The organism is Streptomyces malaysiense (assembly GCF_000980885.2).
In the GTDB taxonomy this organism is placed as follows: domain Bacteria; phylum Actinomycetota; class Actinomycetes; order Streptomycetales; family Streptomycetaceae; genus Streptomyces; species Streptomyces malaysiense.
Genome location: NZ_LBDA02000012.1, coordinates 217605 through 234315 on the forward strand (window position 1 = coordinate 217605; position 16711 = coordinate 234315).

Sequence of the window (16711 nt, forward strand, 5' to 3'; positions counted from 1 at the left end):
GGTGGATGCGCCTCAGAGCCGCACGATGACGAGGGCGACGTCGTCGCTGCCGCCGCCGGCCACGCCGAGGCGGGCCAGGATGGCGTCGGCCATCTGTTCGGGCCCGAGGCGGCTGCACTCGGACAGGACGCCGGTGAGGCGGTTCAGGCCGGTGTCGATGTCCTCGTCGCGGCGTTCGATGAGTCCGTCGGTGTACAGCACGAGCGTGTTGCCCTGCTTGTAGTGGAGGCTGGCCTGCGGGCGGGGTACATGCTGCGGCCGGGCGCCCAGTGGTGGGTCCGTCGCCTGGTCCAGGAACTCGGTGCGGCCGTCGGCGTGCACCAGGATCGGGGGCGGGTGTCCGGCGCTGCTGTAGGTGATCAGCCGGCTCCGCCGGTCGACGATGACCTCGACCGCGGTCGTGCCCAGCGCGTCCTCGATCGACCGGGCGTACAGGCCCAGCACCTCCAGGGCCTGCGCGGGGCGCACGAGGGCGCGAACGGCCGCTGACAGTGCGCTGCGCAGCATGCCCATGACCGCGGCGGCCCGCAGGCCGTGGCCGATGACGTCGCCGACGGCCAGCGCCAGCTGGTCCGGGGGGATGTCGACCACGTCGTACCAGTCGCCGCACACGTTCAGCGAACCGACCGCCGGCTGGTAGCGCACCGCCACGTCCTGGTAGTGGTGAGCCAGGTCGGGGGTGTGCAGCATGGCCTCCTGCAAGGTGACGGCGACCTCGCGCTCGCGGGTGTGGGCCCGCCGCAGTTCCTCGTTCAGCCGCTGGAGTTCCCGCGTCCGCGCATACAGTTCCGCCTCCAGCGACTCGGCCGCCTCCAGCTTCTTGTCCACCCGGACGCCTGCGGGGCGGGTGGCCTGGTGGGCCTTGACGAACGCGGTGACGTCCTCGCCCCGGTGGATGATCCACGCCACCTGCCCGTCCGGTCCGAGGACGGGGGTGTTCACCAGGAACCACCAGCGTTCCTCGAACATGCCGGGCCGGTGCGGGACGGGGATGTCGTACTTCTGGAGCGGCATCGTGTCCGGCTTCCGGGTGGCCAGCACCCGGTGCAGGGAGGCGTTCACCTTCCGCACCCCGTCGGCCTCCGGATCATCCGGGTTGTCCGGGAACGCCTGGAAGATGTGCCGGCCGACCAGGTCGTCCCGTGCGCGGCCGGTGGTTTCCAGGTAGGCGGCGTTGACGTCCACGATCACCAGGCCCGGGTCCAGCACCAGACACGGGGTGGGGACGGCGGCGAACAGGGCCGTGTGATCCACTTGTGCCGCCATCTCGCCGCTCCTCGTCCCCGCTGCAGCCGGTGCCCTGACCCCAACCTAGGCCGCGCCTGCCGCGCCCGCCCGGCCTGCCGCGCCCGCCCGGCTGCCGTGGGCGCCGACCGGTTGAACGCCGTACGGCGCCGGCCGGTGCCGCTGCCCCCGGGCAGGTGTCAGGGCCGCTGTTCCGTGGTTCCTGCCGTCCGCCCGTCCTCCTCCTCGCCGCCCGCACTCCTTCCGGGTGCGCCGGTGCGTCCCGCGGTCGCCGGCACGGCGTCGGCGCGGGTGCCGGTCCAGCCGTTGCCGAGCAGGTCGAAGACCCGGTCGAGGGCGATGCCGGGGTCGCGGGAACCGCGGACCAGGACGGGCGCCTCCAGGGCGAAGTGGGCCAGGGCCCGGCAGCCCGGGTCGTCCGCGGGCAGTCCGGCGTCGTCGGCGATCGCCGCGGCCAGGGTGTGTTCGTGCCGCAGCCACATCCGGCGGGCGTACTCGCGCAGGGCCGGAGTGGTGTCGATCAGGCGCAGGAAGTCGTCGAACCGGGGGTCGGCGTGGACCCGCCGGGAGTGTTCGCCGAGCAGGAGCCGGTGCAGGGCCTGCGGGACCGACTGGCCGGCGGGGCGTTCGCGCACCGCCGCGACCAGCGCCGCCTCACGGTCCGCGTCCTGGTCGAAGACGAGCGCCTCCTTGCCGTCGGGGAAGTGCTTGAACAGTGTCGTCACCGAGACGTCGGCCGCGTCGGCGATCTCGCGCACCCCGACGTCGTCGTAGCCCCGCTCGGAGAACAGTCGCAGCGCCGCGTCGGCGAGGGCCTGGCGGGTGGCTGCCTTCTTGCGCTCTCGGCGCCCCATCTCGGTCACCAGGCCACCTTATCGCGATCGTGAAGCGAGTTAGAAAGTTGAGCTGTTACGCTTTTTTAGCGGTTGCACTCAGACGGGTGCTGTCGCGACTCGTTCGCGATCCCGCGCCACCCGAGGGGAAGGTCCCGATGACGAACAGCGCACGCCCGAACAGCGCACGCCCCGGCAGCACACCCCGGATCTGTGTGATCGGCGGCGGGCCCGCCGGGCTGACCTGTGCCCGCGTCCTGCAAGGACACGGCATCGAGGTCACGGTGTACGACGCCGACGACGCCGTGGACTCCCGCGACCCCGGCGGCACGCTCGATCTGCACGCCGACTCCGGCCAGATCGCCCTCGAGGACGCCGGGCTGCTCGACGCCTTCATGTCATGGGCCCGGCCCCAGGGGCAGGCCAAGACCCGCCGTGACGAGCACGGCACGGTTCTGGCGGAGTTCGTCCCCGGCCCCGGCGACGAGGCCGCGCCGGAGATCGACCGCGGCCGGCTGCGCCGGATGCTCTTCGACCACCTGCGGCCCGGCACCGTCCGCTGGGGCCACCGGCTGGTCCGCGTGCACCCGCTCGGCACCGGCGGACACCGCCTGGAGTTCGCGGACGGCAGCACCGTGGAGGCCGACCTGGTGATCGGCGCCGACGGGGCGTGGTCGAAGGTACGTCCCCTGGTCAGCGACGCCACCCCACGGCACCTCGGGGTCTGCTTCCTGGACGCCCGGTTCGACGAGGCCGACTCCCGCCATCCCGAGATCGCCGGGATCGTCGGCGCCGGCCACATGTTCTCCAAGGACGACGACGGCCGCGCGGTGATCCTCCAGCGCAACGGCGACGGCGTGGTACGCGGCTACATCGCCTTCCGTGCCGCACCGGACTGGCATGTCGCGGCCGGCGTGGACCTCACCGACCGGGAGAGCGTCCGCTCCCACCTCGTGCGGGAGTTCGGCCACTGGTCGGCGGCCATGCGAGCGTTGATCGTCCGCAACGACGGCGACTACGTCCCGCGTTCCTTCCGGGCGCTGCCCGCGCCGCTCACCTGGGAGCACGTCCCCGGCGTCACACTGATCGGGGACGCGGCCCACCTGATGGCGCCCTTCGGCGGTCACGGGGCCAACCTCGCGATGCTGGACGGCGCGGAACTCGCCCACGCCGTCAGCCGGGCGGTCGGCCCCGAAGCGGCGGTCACCCTCCACGAGGCGGTCGCGCAGCACGAGTCGGACATGTTCGTCCGCTCCGGCGGACTGGCCGCGAGCTCCAACGACGCCCTGGTGCGGTTCTTCGCCACCACCGACGAGCCGGACCTGCCGCCGGACCACGAGCAGGAGCACCGGGACCACCTCACCCGGGCGCGGGCATACCGGCAGGAGCGCGCCCGCAGGAGGGGGGAGCGGGCCGGGGCCTGAGCCGCCGCGTCCGATCCGGCCCGCGGGCGCGCTCCTGCCGGTGAGGTGGTCCGCGCTCGACCTTCCCGGCGTCCGGCGGGGGCCGGAACCCCCGTTCACCTGCGCCGAGGACGGCGGTGTGCTCATGGCCGCCGTCGGCCCGCGGCCGCCCCGCCCGCGACCATTCGGACCGCAGCGGGCATACTGTCGGCTGACCGCTTCGATCCGTCGATCGTCGTGCGGTCACCGACCCGGGACCGGCCGGGGAGCGGGGCTTCCGGAAACGCGAGGAGTGGGGGGTTGTCGTGGGGCTGATGGACCGTATCCGCGGTGAGTTCATCGACATCATCGAGTGGACCGACGACGGCCGGGACACCATCGTGTGGCGCTTTCCGCGCCACGGCAACGAGATCAAGATGGGCGCGCGGCTCGTGGTGCGCGAGTCGCAGGTGGCCGTCTTCGTCAACGAGGGCCGGCTGGCCGACGTCTACCAGCCCGGCACGTACACCCTCTCGACCCAGAACATGCCGGTCCTGTCCACGCTGAAGGGCTGGAAGTACGGCTTCGAGTCGCCGTTCAAGGCCGAGGTCTACTTCGTCACCACCCGGCAGTTCACCGACTTCAAGTGGGGCACCCAGAACCCGGTGATCCTGCGCGACGCCGAGTTCGGCATGGTCCGGGTCCGTGCCTTCGGCACCTTCGCGGCGAAGGTGGTGGACGCCGCCGCGCTGCTGCGCGAACTGGTCGGCACCGACCCGCAGTTCCGCACCGAGGAGGTCGGCGAGCACCTGCGGCAGCTGATCGTCTCCAAGCTGGGTTCCGCGCTGGGCTCGTCCGGCGTGCCGCTGCTGGACCTCGCCGCCCGGCAGGACGGCATCGGGCGGCAGCTGGCCGACGCGCTGACCCAGGAACTGACCTCCACCGGCATCGCCATCCCGCGGTTCTACATCGAGAACATCAGCGTCCCGCCGGAGATCGAGGCGGCGATCGACACCCGTTCCCGGATGGCCATCACCGGCAACCTGGACGACTACGCCAAGCTCCAGGCGGCCGACGCGATCCCGCTCGCCGCCGCCAACCCCGGCACCGGCGGTGACGCCCTCGGGCTGGGCGTGGGCATGGCGCTGGGCCAGCGCGTCGTACAGAGCATGTCCGGCACGGCGGCTTCCTCGGCCGCGGCGACACCGGAACCGCCGCGGCCCGCCCCCGCCGCGGACGTCCCGCCGCCGCTGCCCACCGCGCCGCGCTGGTTCCTCGCGGTCGCCGGACGGCAGCAGGGCCCCTACGACGAGAGCGCGCTGGCCGGGCAGGTCGCGGCGGGCAACCTGAACCGCACCACGCTGGTCTGGCGCAGCGGGCAGGCCGCCTGGCAACCCGCCGACCAGGTACCGGAGTTGGCGTCGCTGCTCGCCGACGTCCCGCCGCCGCTGCCCCCGCAGGGCTGAGATCCGCCGTCCGCAGCCTCAGGCAACAGGCCACAAGGAGTAGTGAGTTGACGGATCAGGACGTCGCGCCGGCGCCCGACCGGGCGTTCCAGTGCGAGGCGTGCGGCGGAGTGAGCGAGTACGCGCCCGGCACCTATGCGCTGCGCTGCCCGTACTGCAAGCACGAGCAGGACATCACGCCGGTACCGCGGCAGGTCACCGAGCACCCCATCGAGGAACTGGCTGCGCTGCGGCAGGTATCCGCGCCGAGCCGGGTGAAGGTGTACACCTGCCCCGGCTGCCACGCGGTGACCGAGAGCGACACCCTCAGCGACAAGTGCCAGTTCTGCGCCACCCCGCTGGTCGCGGACGCCTCCGGCACCGAGCGCGTGGTACCCGAGGCGGTACTGCCCTTCGGGGTGAGCCGCGAGCAGGCCCGGGACGCGCTGGCCAAGTGGACGAAGTCCCGCTGGTTCGCGCCCGACGAGCTGAAGAAGGTCACCGAGGCCGAGACCTTCCGGGGCAGCTACCTGCCGCACTGGACGTACGACGCGCAGACCGTCACCGAGTACTCCGGCGAGCGCGGCGAGCACTACTGGGTGGAGGAGGAGGACTCCGAGGGCAACACCCGGCAGGTGCGGCACACCCGCTGGCACCACGCCTCCGGGACCGTCGACCGGTTCTTCGACGATGTGCTGGTGCCCGGCAGCAGCCAGGTGCCGGAGAAGGAACTGGACAAGCTCGCGCCCTGGCCGCTGGAGGAGACGGTTCCCTACCAGGAGGAGTACCTGGCCGGCTTCCGTACCGTCCGGTTCGACGTCGAGCCGGAGACCGGCCTGGAGTCGGCGAAGGCCCGGATGGCACCGGTGATCCGGGCCGACTGCAAGCGGGACATCGGCGGCGACGAGCAGCGGGTGCACTCGATGTCCACCGCCTACAGCGGCCTGACCTACAAGCTGGTGCTGCTGCCCGTCTGGTTCCTGACCTACCTCCACGCCGGCAGGGCGTGGCCGGTCATGGTCAACGCCCGCACCGGCGAGGTCATCGGCGAACGGCCGTACAGCGCCGCGAAGATCACCCTTGCGGCGGTGGGCGGCGCGCTGCTGATCGCGCTGGTGGTGCTGCTCGTGGTGATGCTGCGCCACTGAGGCGGCGTGCGCGGGCGCCGGGGCCCGGGAGCGGGCCCCGGCGCGACGGCGAGTACCGCAGCCGCAGTCGTAGCCGCAGACACCGACGGCGCCGCGGTGGCGGAGAACCGGTCGGCTGGTATCACCCGCGGGGACGGAACTGGGGGCCGTAGGTCTTCTCGGCGCCGGTGACGGGGATCTCCATCAGCTCCACGGCGGGAGTCTCCAGCCTGCGCATACGACGCACGGCGGTCGTCAGGCTGTGGTGGTCGCCTTCTCCCCACGCCGTTTCGAGCGCTTCCAGAACCGTCGTGTAGGTGCTGTCGAAGTCGTCCAGGAGCCGCCGGGCCCCGGCGGGCGGCCGGGCCCAGCCGCCCGCCGGGACGACGGACATGGGCCGCGTGTCGGGGAAGGGGACCGGCGCTCCGGTGAACTGCCACTTGCCGTCGGTCTCCCGCAACTGCCGCCCGTGGTAGACCTCGGCGAAGGCGTAGTAGTGCGCCATGTGCCCGTCCCCCAGGTCGTCGGCGGGGGAGACCGAGGTGCCTTCGCCCTGGTCCTTGATGATCTCGATCGAGCGCTCGACGTCCTCGAGCGTTCTGACGGGTCTGAGGGTGTCCTCGCCGATGCGTTCGTGCATCTGCCGGTCGACGGAGAGTTCCGGTGCCACCGCCTGGAACGCCTTGAGCAGTTCGTCGTAGAAGTGGCCGATGCTGAGGGGGTCACGCGCGCTGTCGGTCAGCGGTGCCGCGGGCGCCTCGATGGCCATCATCACGTCCCGGACGAGCGCCTTGGTCAAGCCCGACAGGTACACGTCCACCCCTGGATGCACGCCGCCGGGCAACGGGCCCGGGTAGACCGGCGCCGACCCCTTGATCCGGGGCCGTCCCCCCAGCCCGACCAGCAGATTGCAGACGATGCCCAGGTGGTACATCTCGTCGGAGACGATGCGCCGGATCAGCCGGGCGGCGTCACACTTGCGGTTCCTGATGGACCACCAGCCGCAGAGGTAGGGCGGGATGGTGGAGAACTCGATCTCCACGGCCGCCTGAAGGGCCGATCTGAGCCAGTCGACACCGCGGTGCTTCTCGGGGACGGCGACCAGCCGGGCCACCACCCCGCGCCGCGTCGGGGCGTGCCGTTCGGGCTTCGCACGTCTGCGGCCGGGAGTGCACGCGGCCACCGAGGCGGGTGTGCCCGCCGCCAGCGCGGCCGACGCCAGGAGGCTACGACGCCGAACAGGAAATCCGGCCGACTCCTCGGGAAATCCGGTCGTCTTCGTCACCGCCGCCTCCGTATCCGCCGGTGCTCCCGGCATCGCCTCGACCCAGGTGCGCGAAGCTAGCAGCCCCGTCCGCTCTCTCCGCGGAGTCGGCGGTGCCCGGCGCGGCTTCTCACGCCATCGGTCCAGGACCGGGAACCGAGTGGCGGCCGGCGACGACTGCATGGGGATCGGCACACCACCCGCGGGCCGGGGCGACCGGGCTCCCGGGTGCGTCCCGGCCGGATCGCCCGATGTGTGATCTTGGATACCTGAACGACCGCGCGGTTGTGCGGAAACGGGTGGTCAGCTCTACGGTGGGCGGGCCGTGGTGTTCGGGAAGACCGGTGAAAGCCCTTCGCGGGGCTCAGACCGGAGCGGCCCTCGCCACTGTGATCGGGGAGTGTTCGTCCCAGTTGTGCACGGTCACTGTCCGCCGCCCGGCGGACGGGAAGGCCGGGACGGACACGCGCGCACCCGTAAGCCAGGAGACCGGCCACGGCACTTCACGAACTGATCCACGAGGTGCTGGAGCGTGACCCTATGACCCTGCCCGCAGAGTCCACCCGTTTTCACTGGCGGCGCGAGGACACCGTCCGTACCGCAGGGCTGCTGGCGGTGATCGCCGCCCTGCACGTCGCCGCGTTCGGCGTCCTGTTCCTGCTGGTCGTGCCCGGCCACTACGAGATCGGTTCCAAGGCGTTCGGGATCGGCCTCGGGGTGACCGCGTACACCCTGGGCATGCGGCACGCGTTCGACGCCGATCACATCGCCGCGATCGACAACACCACCCGCAAGCTGATGGCCGACGGCAAGCGGCCGGTGTCGGTCGGCTTCTGGTTCGCGCTCGGCCACTCCAGTGTGGTGGTCGTCATGGCGGCCCTGGTCGCGGGCGGCGCGCAGCTCGCCGGCATCCTGCTCGACGACGGCTCCCGCACCCACCAGGCACTCGGCGTCGTCGGCACCACCGTCTCCGGGACCTTCCTCTACCTCATCGCGGCTCTCAACCTCGTGGCGCTCACCGGCATCCTGCGAGTCTTCCGGGCGATGCGAGCGGGTACGTACGACGAGGCCGCGCTGGAACAGCACCTGGACTCCCGGGGGTTCATGAACCGGTTCCTCGGCCGCTTCACCAGGTCGATCACCCGCCCCGGCCAGATGTTCCCGCTGGGCTTCCTGTTCGGGCTGGGCTTCGACACCGCGACCGAGGTCACCCTGATGGTGATGGCGGGCAGCGGTGCGGCGGCCGGGCTTCCGTGGTACGCGATCCTGTGCCTGCCGCTGCTGTTCGCGGCGGGGATGAGCCTGTTCGACACCCTCGACGGCACCTTCATGAACTTCGCCTACCAGTGGGCGTTCTCCAACCCGGTGCGCAAGGTGTTCTACAACCTCACCATCACCGGCCTGTCCATCGCGGTCGCCTTCCTGATCGGCACCATCGAACTGGTCGGGGTGCTGCACGAGAAGCTCGACCTGAGTGACGCGGTGACCGGCTGGATCGCCGGGCTGGACCTGGACAACGTGGGGTACGTCATCGTCGGCCTGTTCGTGGTCGTGTGGGCGGCGGCGCTGGCCTACTGGCGGCTGGCCAGGGTGGAGCAGAGGTGGGCGGGCCGGCTCGGCGGGGGCGGCTGACACCCCGGCCGCTTCGAGGACCTCCGCGGTCCGCCGGCGGTGCCGGTGAAGCCGACGGTGCCGGCCGCTATGGCGTACGTCACGGTCGAGTCCCGGAACTCGACGCTCCGCCGGCCCGACTACTGCGACGGTACGGCTTCCAGTGCCATCTCTCGCACGACGGTCCGAAGCGGCCAGGAAGGTCGGGCATGGCCGATATTCCGTTGTCACCCGGCTCGACCGGTACGACCCGCGGCAGGCTGCTGCCGCCTCCCGCGCTCTGCGCGTTCCTGCTCCTGCTGGTGCTGCTGTTCTCGGTGTCCTACGCCGTCGGGTCGGCGGCGGGTCCGGTCGCGCCCGGCATGCACGGCGGCGGAGGACCCGGGCACGGCGGTGGGGGCGGTGGCGGCATGGACGACATGCCCGGGATGAGCCACGGGAGCGGTGGATGACCGCGCTCGAACCGGCGGCGGAACTCGTCGTCACCGACATCACCGTGGGCGGGATGACCTGCGCGGCCTGCGTCCGGCGGGTGGAGAGGAAGCTCGGCAAGCTGGCAGGCGTCACCGCCACGGTCAACCTGGCCACGGGGCTCGCCCGGGTCAGCCACCCGGCCGATGTCGCGCCCGAGAGCCTCGTCGCCGCGGTCGGACAGGCCGGCTACCGGGCCGCGCTGCCGGTGAGCGAGGACGAGGAGGACTTTGGCGCGGCGGACGAGGACGACGCCGAGTCCCGGCGCGAGCGGGAACGGATCACGGTCACCGCCCTGCTGGCCGTACCGGTGCTGGTGCTCTCGATGGTGCCGGCCCTGCAGTTCCGCGACTGGCAGTGGCTGTGCTTCGTGCTGGCCGCCCCGGTGGCCGTGTGGAGCGCCTGGCCCTTCCACATCAGGGCGTTGCGCGGGCTGCGCCACTCCACGGCCACGATGGACACCCTGGTCTCGCTGGGGATCGTGGCGTCGTTCTCGTGGTCGGCGTACGCGCTGTTCCTGGGCGGCGCGGGCGAGCCCGGGATGCGGATGTCGTTCAGCCTCCTGCCCTCCGCGTCGGACGGCATGGCGCACCTGTACCTGGAAGCGGCCGTGAGCGTCCCGCTGTTCGTGCTGACCGGACGGTTCCTGGAGGGGCGGGCCCGGCGCGGGACCGGGGCGGCGCTGCGGTCGCTGGCCGGACCGGCGGTCGAGAACGTCTCGGTACGTGACGAGCTCGGGGAGCGGTCGATCCCGGTCGAACGGCTGCGCGTGGGGCAGACCTTCGTGGTGCGGCCGGGGGAGCGGGTCGCCACCGACGGACGGGTGACGCGGGGCACCTCCGCCGTGGACCTGTCCCTGGTCACCGGTGAGAGCGAACCCGTGGAGGTGGGCCCCGGCTCCGCTCTGGTCGGGGGCGCCGTCAACGCCGGCGGACTGCTGCTGGTCGAGGCCACGGCTGTCGGCGCGGACACCCGGCTGGCGCGGATCACCGCTCTCGTCACCGAGGCCCAGACCGGCAAGGCGCGGGCGCAGCGGCCGGCCGACGCGGTCGCCGGGGTGTTCGTACCCGTCGTCCTCGCCCTCGCGGTGACCGTCCTCGGATTCTGGCTGGGTGCCGGAGCCGATCCGCAGGCGGCCCTCACCGCCTGTGTGGCCGTACTCGTCGTCGCCTGCCCGTGCGCGCTGGGGCTGGCGACACCGACCGCCCTGACGGCCGCCACCGGGCGCGGGGCGCAACTGGGCGTGCTGGTGCGGGGGCCGCGGACGCTGGAGGCCCTCCAGCACGTGGACACCGTCGTCCTGGACAAGACCGGCACCCTGACCACCGGTCACATGACGGTGGCCGGCGTCACCGCACTGCCGGGCGCGCTCGGGCGGGAGGCGGTGGTCCGACTGGCCGGGGCCGTGGAGCAGGGCTCCGAGCACCCGATCGGGCGGGCGGTCACCGCGTACGCGCGCCGCACGGGCGACGCCGGCCCGTTGCCGGACGTGACGGACTTCGCCGCGGTTGTCGGGCACGGGGTCCGCGGCCGGGTGGACGGTCTGGTGGTCGAGGCGGGCGCGCCGGAGGGCAGGCTGCCGCGCGAGCTGGCCGGGGCGCTGGCCGCGGCGGAGGAGGCCGCGCACACACCGGTTCTGGTACGGGTCGACGGACGTGCCGAGGCGCTGGTCGCCGTCGGCGACGTACTGCGCCCCGGCAGCTACCGGGCCGTGGACCGGCTGCGCCGGCTCGGCATCCGCCCGGTGCTGGCCACCGGCGACCGGAGGGCGTCCGCCGAGGCCGTCGCCGCCGCGCTCGGCATCGACGAGGTGCACGCCCGCTGCACCCCGGAGGGCAAGGCCGCCCTCGTGCGCGAACTGAGGAACGGGGGCGCCCGGGTCGCGGTGGTGGGCGACGGGGTGAACGACGCCGCCGCGCTCGCCGGCGCCGACCTGGGCATCGCCATGGGCGGCGGCGCCGACGTGGCCATCGGCGCCGCCGACCTGACCCTCGTCCGCGGGGACATCGAGGCCCTCGTCGACGCGGTCCGGCTGGCCCGGCGCACCCTGGGCACGATCCGGGCCAACCTGGCCTGGGCGTTCGGCTACAACGTGGTCACCGTGCCGCTGGCCATGGTCGGCCTGCTCGACCCCATGGTGGCGGCCGCGGCGATGTCGGCGAGCTCCGTGCTCGTGGTCGCGAACAGCCTCCGGCTGCGGGGCCGGCAGCCGTCCGCGGCCCGCGGCCTGGCGGCCGGGAGGCGCGGCGGGAAGGCGGGTGCGCGATGAGGCGCGTGAGGACCACGCACTTGGTTCTGGCTTTGAGGGGCCTCGGCCGGCGGCGGGTGAGGGACGCCGCGCTGTCCGTCCTGGCGCCCGTCGTGGCCTGCTGTGCGGCGCTGGCCGGGCTGACCGCCTGGGCCGGCGCGGGCCGGGCCGGCAGTCCGACGCGTGTCCGGGTCACGGAGGGGCGGGTCCTGCTGCCGTCCGTCGGGGTCCCGGAGACCGCGGCGTTCTTCCGGATCGCCAACGAGGGCGGCTCCGCCGACACACTCGTCCGGATCACCGCGCGTGACGTGCCCGGCGACGTCACGCTCTCCCAGCACCGTATGGAGCGGGGCGACATGGCCTACCGGTCCGAGATCGACTCCGTATCCGTGGCGGCGGGCGAACGCCTCGCCATGTCGCCGGTCGGCGTCGATCTGACGGTGCCGGTGCCCTCGAAGGCGTGGCGTTCGGGTGATCTCGTGCCGTTCACCCTGGAGTTCCGGCGCAGCGGCCCGGTCAGGGTCCTGGCCGTGGTGGTGCGGCCGGGTACGGTGTCGCCGCAGTAGTCGTTCCTCGTGTTCTCCGGGTTCCCCTGCGTCTGCTGTGAGTTGTGTCTCCTGATCGTCGGTGGGCCGGAGGGCGGGGGTTCCTGCCCACCCCCTGACGGTGACCGGACCCCGGGTGCGAGGATGAGCGGGCTATGAATGTCCCAGGGTGGTGCCGTGCGGTGCGGGCCGGCGTGTTCGCCGCGGCCTGCGTGGTGCTCGCCGCCCTCGGTCACGCGACCATGTCGGGAACTCCCGTGCCCTGGTGGGCCGTGGTCGCCGGGGCGGTCGGGACCGGCGCGGCGGGCTGGCTGATGGCCGGGCGGGAGCGCGGCCGCACGTCGATCGTCGCGGTCGTGACCGCCGCCCAGATGGTGCTCCACGAGACCTTCTCGCTGGCGCAGTCGTGGGCGTCCGGCCCCGGGCCGACGCCGCACGCCGGTCCGTCCCCGGGCATGAGCGCCATGCGCATGGGCTCGACGCACATGGGGTCGATGGGCTCCATGGGCGCGATGCACGCGGGCTCCATGGGCGGGACGGACATGGGGTCCGCCGACCACCCGGTCCACGGCATGGCCGGGTTCGGTCATATGCATGACATGACCGGCATGAGCAGTACGGCCTCGGCCGGCATGTTCGCCGCGCACTTCCTGGCCGCCGTCCTGTGCGGGCTGTGGCTCGCCTACGGTGAGCGGGCCGTCTTCCGCGTCCTGCGCGCGACGGCGACCTGGCTGGCGGCCCCGCTGCGACTGCTCGGGGCCCTGCCCACGCCGTACCGCCGCCCCAGCGTGCACAGGCGCCGCGCCGTCGACGCTCCGGCCCCGGTACGTCTGCTCCTGTGCTGTTCCCTCACCTTCCGGGGGCCGCCCGTGGGTGCCGCTGTCCGCTGAGACAGCCGGATCCACCGGAGCCCCTCGTCCACTCGTCCCGCGGTGTTCTCGCGCGCGGGTGTGCCCTGACCTCTGCGCCGGGCACACCGGCGGGTGGCCGTGAACGGACCGTTCCCCACGGGCGGGACCGTTCCCCACGGGCTCCGGGAATCGCCCTACCTCCGCGTACGGGCGCACCCCATGCCCCGGTGAGCCGTGCCCCCGCACGGGCCGGCCCCGGAAGACCCGAGAAGGACATCACACGATGATCTCTGTCATGCCCGCTCCGCGGGCGGACCGTGCCTCCGCGGACGCGACGGCGACCGCCTGGGCGCTGGCCGCCCGCGGCGGAGACCCCGACGCGGCCGACCACTTCGTCCGCGCCCTGCACGCCGACGTACTGCGCTACGTCACCTACCTCAGCGGCGATCCGCAGCTCGCCCACGATCTGACCCAGGACACCTTCGCGCGCGCGTTCGGCAGCCTGCACCGCTACGAAGGCCGGGCCTCGGCCCGTACCTGGCTGCTCTCGATCGCGCGCCGCGCGGTCGCCGACAGCCTGCGCCGCGCCGCGGTCCGCCCCCGGATCGCGGACACCGTCGACTGGCGGACGGCGGTGGAGGGCGCCCAGCCGCGCGGCCTGCCGGGCTTCGACGACGGCATCGCCCTGCTCGACCTCCTGGAGACCCTGCCCGACGAACGCCGGGAGGCGTTCCTGCTGACCCAGGTCGTCGGGCTGTCGTACGAGGAGGCGGCCGGATTCGCGGGCTGCCCCGTCGGCACGGTCCGCTCCCGGGTGTCCCGCGCCCGCGCGGGACTCGAACGGGTGCTGCGGGAGGCCGAGGCGGCGAGCGCCCTGGCCGGCTGACGCCGGGCCCTGCCGAGGTCCGACGTTCTCGACCGCGTGTGCGGCGGCACGGTCCCCGGCCGGGGACCGTGCCGCCGGGAACTCCACGGCGGTGACGCGCGACCACTGTGGTGCGGGAGCCGGCCGCAAGCGGACGGGAGGTCAACTCCGGTGCCGTACAGAGTAATTGCCAGGGTTTCGCGGGAACTCCCCGGCCCTTCGCCCCGACTCCTACCGCGACGGCACCGGCCCGACGGCCGGCCGCGACGGCAGTGACCAGGAGGGGCCCGCATGACACCCGAGACAGAGAACGCCTTCGCGGCGATCAGGAGCGAGCACGGCGCGGACTCCGTCGGACGTGTGGAACGCATGCTCCGGCCCGGAGGCGGGGGCGCGCGGCACCCGCTCCAGCGGGGCGCCAAGTGGATCCTTCCGGGACTGTCGCCCACGCCCTGGCACGAACCGCGCGGCCATCCCGGACTGACCCCGCTCGTCGAGGCGCTGGAAGCCGCCCATCCGCTGATCAAGGAGGAGCTGGCCGCCGCCTGGGAGGGCCGCCCGGAGGCGTTCTCGGACTACGAGCACTACCTGATCCGCCAGGAGGACTGGCAGGCCCTCCATCTGTACCGGGGCGGCGCACTGGCCGAGGAGGCGGCGGGCCTCGCGCCCACGGCGTACAAGGTGCTGGACGAGTTCGCCGTGGAGGCGGAGAGGATATGCCCCCTCCTGGAATCCCACTTCTCCACCCTGCTGCCGGGCGCGGTCATAGCCCCGCACTGCGACCTGTGGAACTTCAGCATCAATCTGCATCTCGCCGTGGACATTCCGGATGGCTGCACCCTCACGGTGGCGGGCGAGACCCGTTCCTGGACGGAAGGGGAGTGCCTGCTCTTCGACTACTCCTTCGAGCACGCGGCGCGCAACGACGGCGACAGGCCGCGGACCTGCCTGCTCGTGGACCTCTGGCATCCGGAGACGACCGTCGCGGAGCGGCAGGCGCTCACCGCGCTCATCGACGAGGTCAGGCGTCGCCTGGACGACGGCTGAAGGGCCGGCGTTCGCGGCGAACGACGATCCGGCCGAGATTCCCTACCGTTCCCCATCGATGAGTGAGGAGGTTGTCGACCGGTGCGGGCCCGGCTCTCCCTTCCCGTCCTGGCGCTGGCCCAACTGGTCATCGCGCTCGACTACAACATCGTCTACGTCGCCCTTCCCGGCATAGGCGACGGCCTCGGCTTCTCCTCGCACGGCCTCCAGTGGGTGGTGAGCGCCTACGTCGTGACCACCGGCGGCTTCCTGCTGCTGGGCGGCCGGACGGCCGATCTGCTGGGTCGGCGCCGGACCTTCGTCGCCGCGGCGCTCGTGTACGCGGGGTCCTCGCTGGTGGGCGGCCTGTCCGGGTCGGCGGGCGGCCTCGTCGCCGTCCGCGCGGCGCAGGGCGTCGGCGGATCGCTGCTGTTCCCGGCGACCCTCGCCCTGATCAACACCCTCTACGCGGAGGGCCCCGCCCGTAACCGGGCCCTGGCGGTATGGGGCGCCGCGGGGGCCGGCGGTCTCTGCTTCGGTTCCCTGCTGGGCGGTGTGCTCGTCGAGGCGTTCGGCTGGCGGTCGGTCTTCTTCGTCAACGTGCCCGTGGCGGCGGCGCTGGCGTGGGCGGGACGGGCGCTCTTCCCGGCCGACGCCCCGCGCAGCCGCCCGCGCCGGTACGACGTGACGGGCGCCCTGGCCGGCACCGCAGGCATCACGCTCCTGGTGTTCTCGCTGGTGCGAGCCCCCGAGGCGGGCTGGGACGACCGGTCCGCGCTGCTCGGCGCCGCCCTCGCGGTCACCCTGCTGGCCGTCTTCGCCGTCGTGGAGACCCGTGCGCGCGACCCCCTGGTGCCGGCGCGGCTGTTCGCCCACCGAGGACTGCTCGGCGTGATGGCCCTCACCGCGCTCTACAGCGCCACCTTCAGCTCACTGCCGTACTTCATGACCCTCTACTTCCAGACCGTCCGCGGCTACGACGCGTTCACGACCGGCCTCGCGTTCCTCGTCCCGGCCGTGGTGACCGCCCTGGGCACCAAGGCCGGTGAACTGGCCGTCGCCCGACTGGGGCCGGGGCGCGTGCTGGCCGGCGGCCTGGCGCTGGGCGCGGGCGGAGCCGTCGTGCTCGGGCTCGCGCTCACCGAGCACGGGCCGTACTCCCTGCTGCTGCCCGGCATCGTGCTGCTCGGGCTCGGGCAGGGCGCCGCCTGGACCGGCATGTGGATCGCCGCCGCCTCCGGAGTGGCCGCCGAGGACCAGGGAGTGGCCTCCGCAATGGCCTCCACCGCCCTCCAGGTGGGCGGCGCGATCGGCCTCGCCCTGCTGGTCGCCCTGTCCTCGGGCGCCGGTCAGGGCCCGCCGGAGGCGAACCCGCTCACCGGCATACGGGTCGCCGTCTTCGCCGTCGCGGCCGCCCTCTGCTGCGGTGCGCCGCTCACCCTTGCCCTGCGCACCGGCCGCGCCTCCGCCGCGTAGCCGGCTCGACCCGCCCCCCGCTCTCCCATCCTCGACCGGAACGGACCACCCCGTGACCACCTACGACCGGCTCGTCGCCGTCGTCGGCCTGCACGACGTACCCGCCGACCTCATCCGTCCCGACGCCGCTCTCGGCGCACTGGACGTCGACTCCCCGACCACGGCCGGGACCGGCATCCGCATCGCACGGGACCCGGGCGTCACGTAGGCGAGGACGAACTCGAACCCGGCCGCACCCTCGGCGAGATCGCCGAACTCGTCGACTCCCGTCGCGGAACCACCGTCTGACCCCGCACCACCCCGACCGCATCCCCGGAAAGGA

15 protein-coding genes and 1 riboswitch are annotated in these 16711 nt (G+C 73.1%); of the genes, 12 read left to right on the plus strand and 3 right to left on the minus strand.

The genetic code is table 11. From position 1 onward, the window contains the following. Positions 1–12: 12 nt before the first annotated feature. Both VT52_RS06860 and VT52_RS06865 read right to left on the minus strand, forming a co-directional pair. Positions 13–1266, minus strand: coding sequence for a PP2C family protein-serine/threonine phosphatase (locus VT52_RS06860; RefSeq protein WP_046420239.1), 1254 nt, complete (start codon positions 1264–1266; stop codon positions 13–15). Between the two features lie 158 nt (positions 1267–1424). After that, positions 1425–2099, minus strand: a complete 675-nt coding sequence (locus VT52_RS06865) for a TetR/AcrR family transcriptional regulator (RefSeq protein ID WP_206306454.1) — start codon at positions 2097–2099, stop codon at positions 1425–1427. 137 nt (positions 2100–2236) lie between these two features. On the opposite strand from VT52_RS06865, the gene VT52_RS06870 reads away from it, so the two are divergent. The 3 genes from VT52_RS06870 (at position 2237) to VT52_RS06880 (ending at position 6053) form a co-directional block, all read left to right on the plus strand. Next, positions 2237–3502 (plus strand): FAD-dependent oxidoreductase, encoded by a 1266-nt coding sequence (locus tag VT52_RS06870; RefSeq protein ID WP_046420238.1) that lies wholly within the window; start codon positions 2237–2239, stop codon positions 3500–3502. A 293-nt stretch (positions 3503–3795) separates the two neighbouring features. Beyond that, positions 3796–4926 (plus strand): SPFH domain-containing protein, encoded by a 1131-nt coding sequence (locus VT52_RS06875; protein ID WP_240509663.1) that lies wholly within the window; start codon positions 3796–3798, stop codon positions 4924–4926. 47 nt (positions 4927–4973) lie between these two features. Continuing rightward, positions 4974–6053: a TFIIB-type zinc ribbon-containing protein gene (locus VT52_RS06880; protein ID WP_046420233.1), complete on the plus strand. Its 1080-nt coding sequence runs from the start codon at positions 4974–4976 to the stop codon at positions 6051–6053. A 121-nt stretch (positions 6054–6174) separates the two neighbouring features. Here VT52_RS06880 and VT52_RS06885 read toward each other — a convergent pair whose 3' ends face one another. Continuing rightward, positions 6175–7317 (minus strand): ferritin-like domain-containing protein, encoded by a 1143-nt coding sequence (locus VT52_RS06885; protein ID WP_240509664.1) that lies wholly within the window; start codon positions 7315–7317, stop codon positions 6175–6177. A 288-nt stretch (positions 7318–7605) separates the two neighbouring features. Beyond that, positions 7606–7808, plus strand: a riboswitch (cobalamin riboswitch). 28 nt (positions 7809–7836) lie between these two features. Here VT52_RS06885 and nicT point away from each other — a divergent pair. From nicT to VT52_RS06930, 9 genes are all read left to right on the plus strand, one after another. After that, positions 7837–8928, plus strand: a complete 1092-nt coding sequence (gene nicT, locus VT52_RS06890; protein WP_046420231.1) for a Nickel transporter NicT — start codon at positions 7837–7839, stop codon at positions 8926–8928. A gap of 188 nt (positions 8929–9116) precedes the next feature. Continuing rightward, positions 9117–9359 (plus strand): hypothetical protein, encoded by a 243-nt coding sequence (locus VT52_RS06895; RefSeq protein ID WP_046420229.1) that lies wholly within the window; start codon positions 9117–9119, stop codon positions 9357–9359. Next, positions 9356–11647: a heavy metal translocating P-type ATPase gene (locus tag VT52_RS06900; RefSeq protein WP_046420227.1), complete on the plus strand. Its 2292-nt coding sequence runs from the start codon at positions 9356–9358 to the stop codon at positions 11645–11647. The genes VT52_RS06895 and VT52_RS06900 overlap by 4 nt, the downstream gene beginning before the upstream one ends. A 20-nt stretch (positions 11648–11667) precedes the next feature. Further along, positions 11668–12192, plus strand: coding sequence for a copper chaperone PCu(A)C (locus tag VT52_RS06905; RefSeq protein ID WP_338059179.1), 525 nt, complete (start codon positions 11668–11670; stop codon positions 12190–12192). A 134-nt stretch (positions 12193–12326) separates the two neighbouring features. Then, on the plus strand, positions 12327–13061 hold the full coding sequence (locus VT52_RS06910; protein ID WP_046420222.1) for a hypothetical protein: 735 nt from the start codon (positions 12327–12329) through the stop codon (positions 13059–13061). A 244-nt stretch (positions 13062–13305) separates the two neighbouring features. Continuing rightward, positions 13306–13908, plus strand: coding sequence for a sigma-70 family RNA polymerase sigma factor (locus VT52_RS06915; protein WP_046420220.1), 603 nt, complete (start codon positions 13306–13308; stop codon positions 13906–13908). Between the two features lie 270 nt (positions 13909–14178). After that, the gene (locus VT52_RS06920) at positions 14179–14934 is read left to right on the plus strand and encodes an aspartyl/asparaginyl beta-hydroxylase domain-containing protein (RefSeq protein WP_046420218.1); all 756 of its coding nucleotides are present in this window, start codon (positions 14179–14181) and stop codon (positions 14932–14934) included. Between the two features lie 81 nt (positions 14935–15015). Continuing rightward, entirely contained in the window at positions 15016–16389 is a 1374-nt protein-coding gene (locus VT52_RS06925) for an MFS transporter (RefSeq protein WP_046420216.1), read from the plus strand. A gap of 52 nt (positions 16390–16441) precedes the next feature. Next, positions 16442–16597 (plus strand): hypothetical protein, encoded by a 156-nt coding sequence (locus VT52_RS06930; protein ID WP_240509665.1) that lies wholly within the window; start codon positions 16442–16444, stop codon positions 16595–16597. Positions 16598–16711 lie beyond the last annotated feature (114 nt).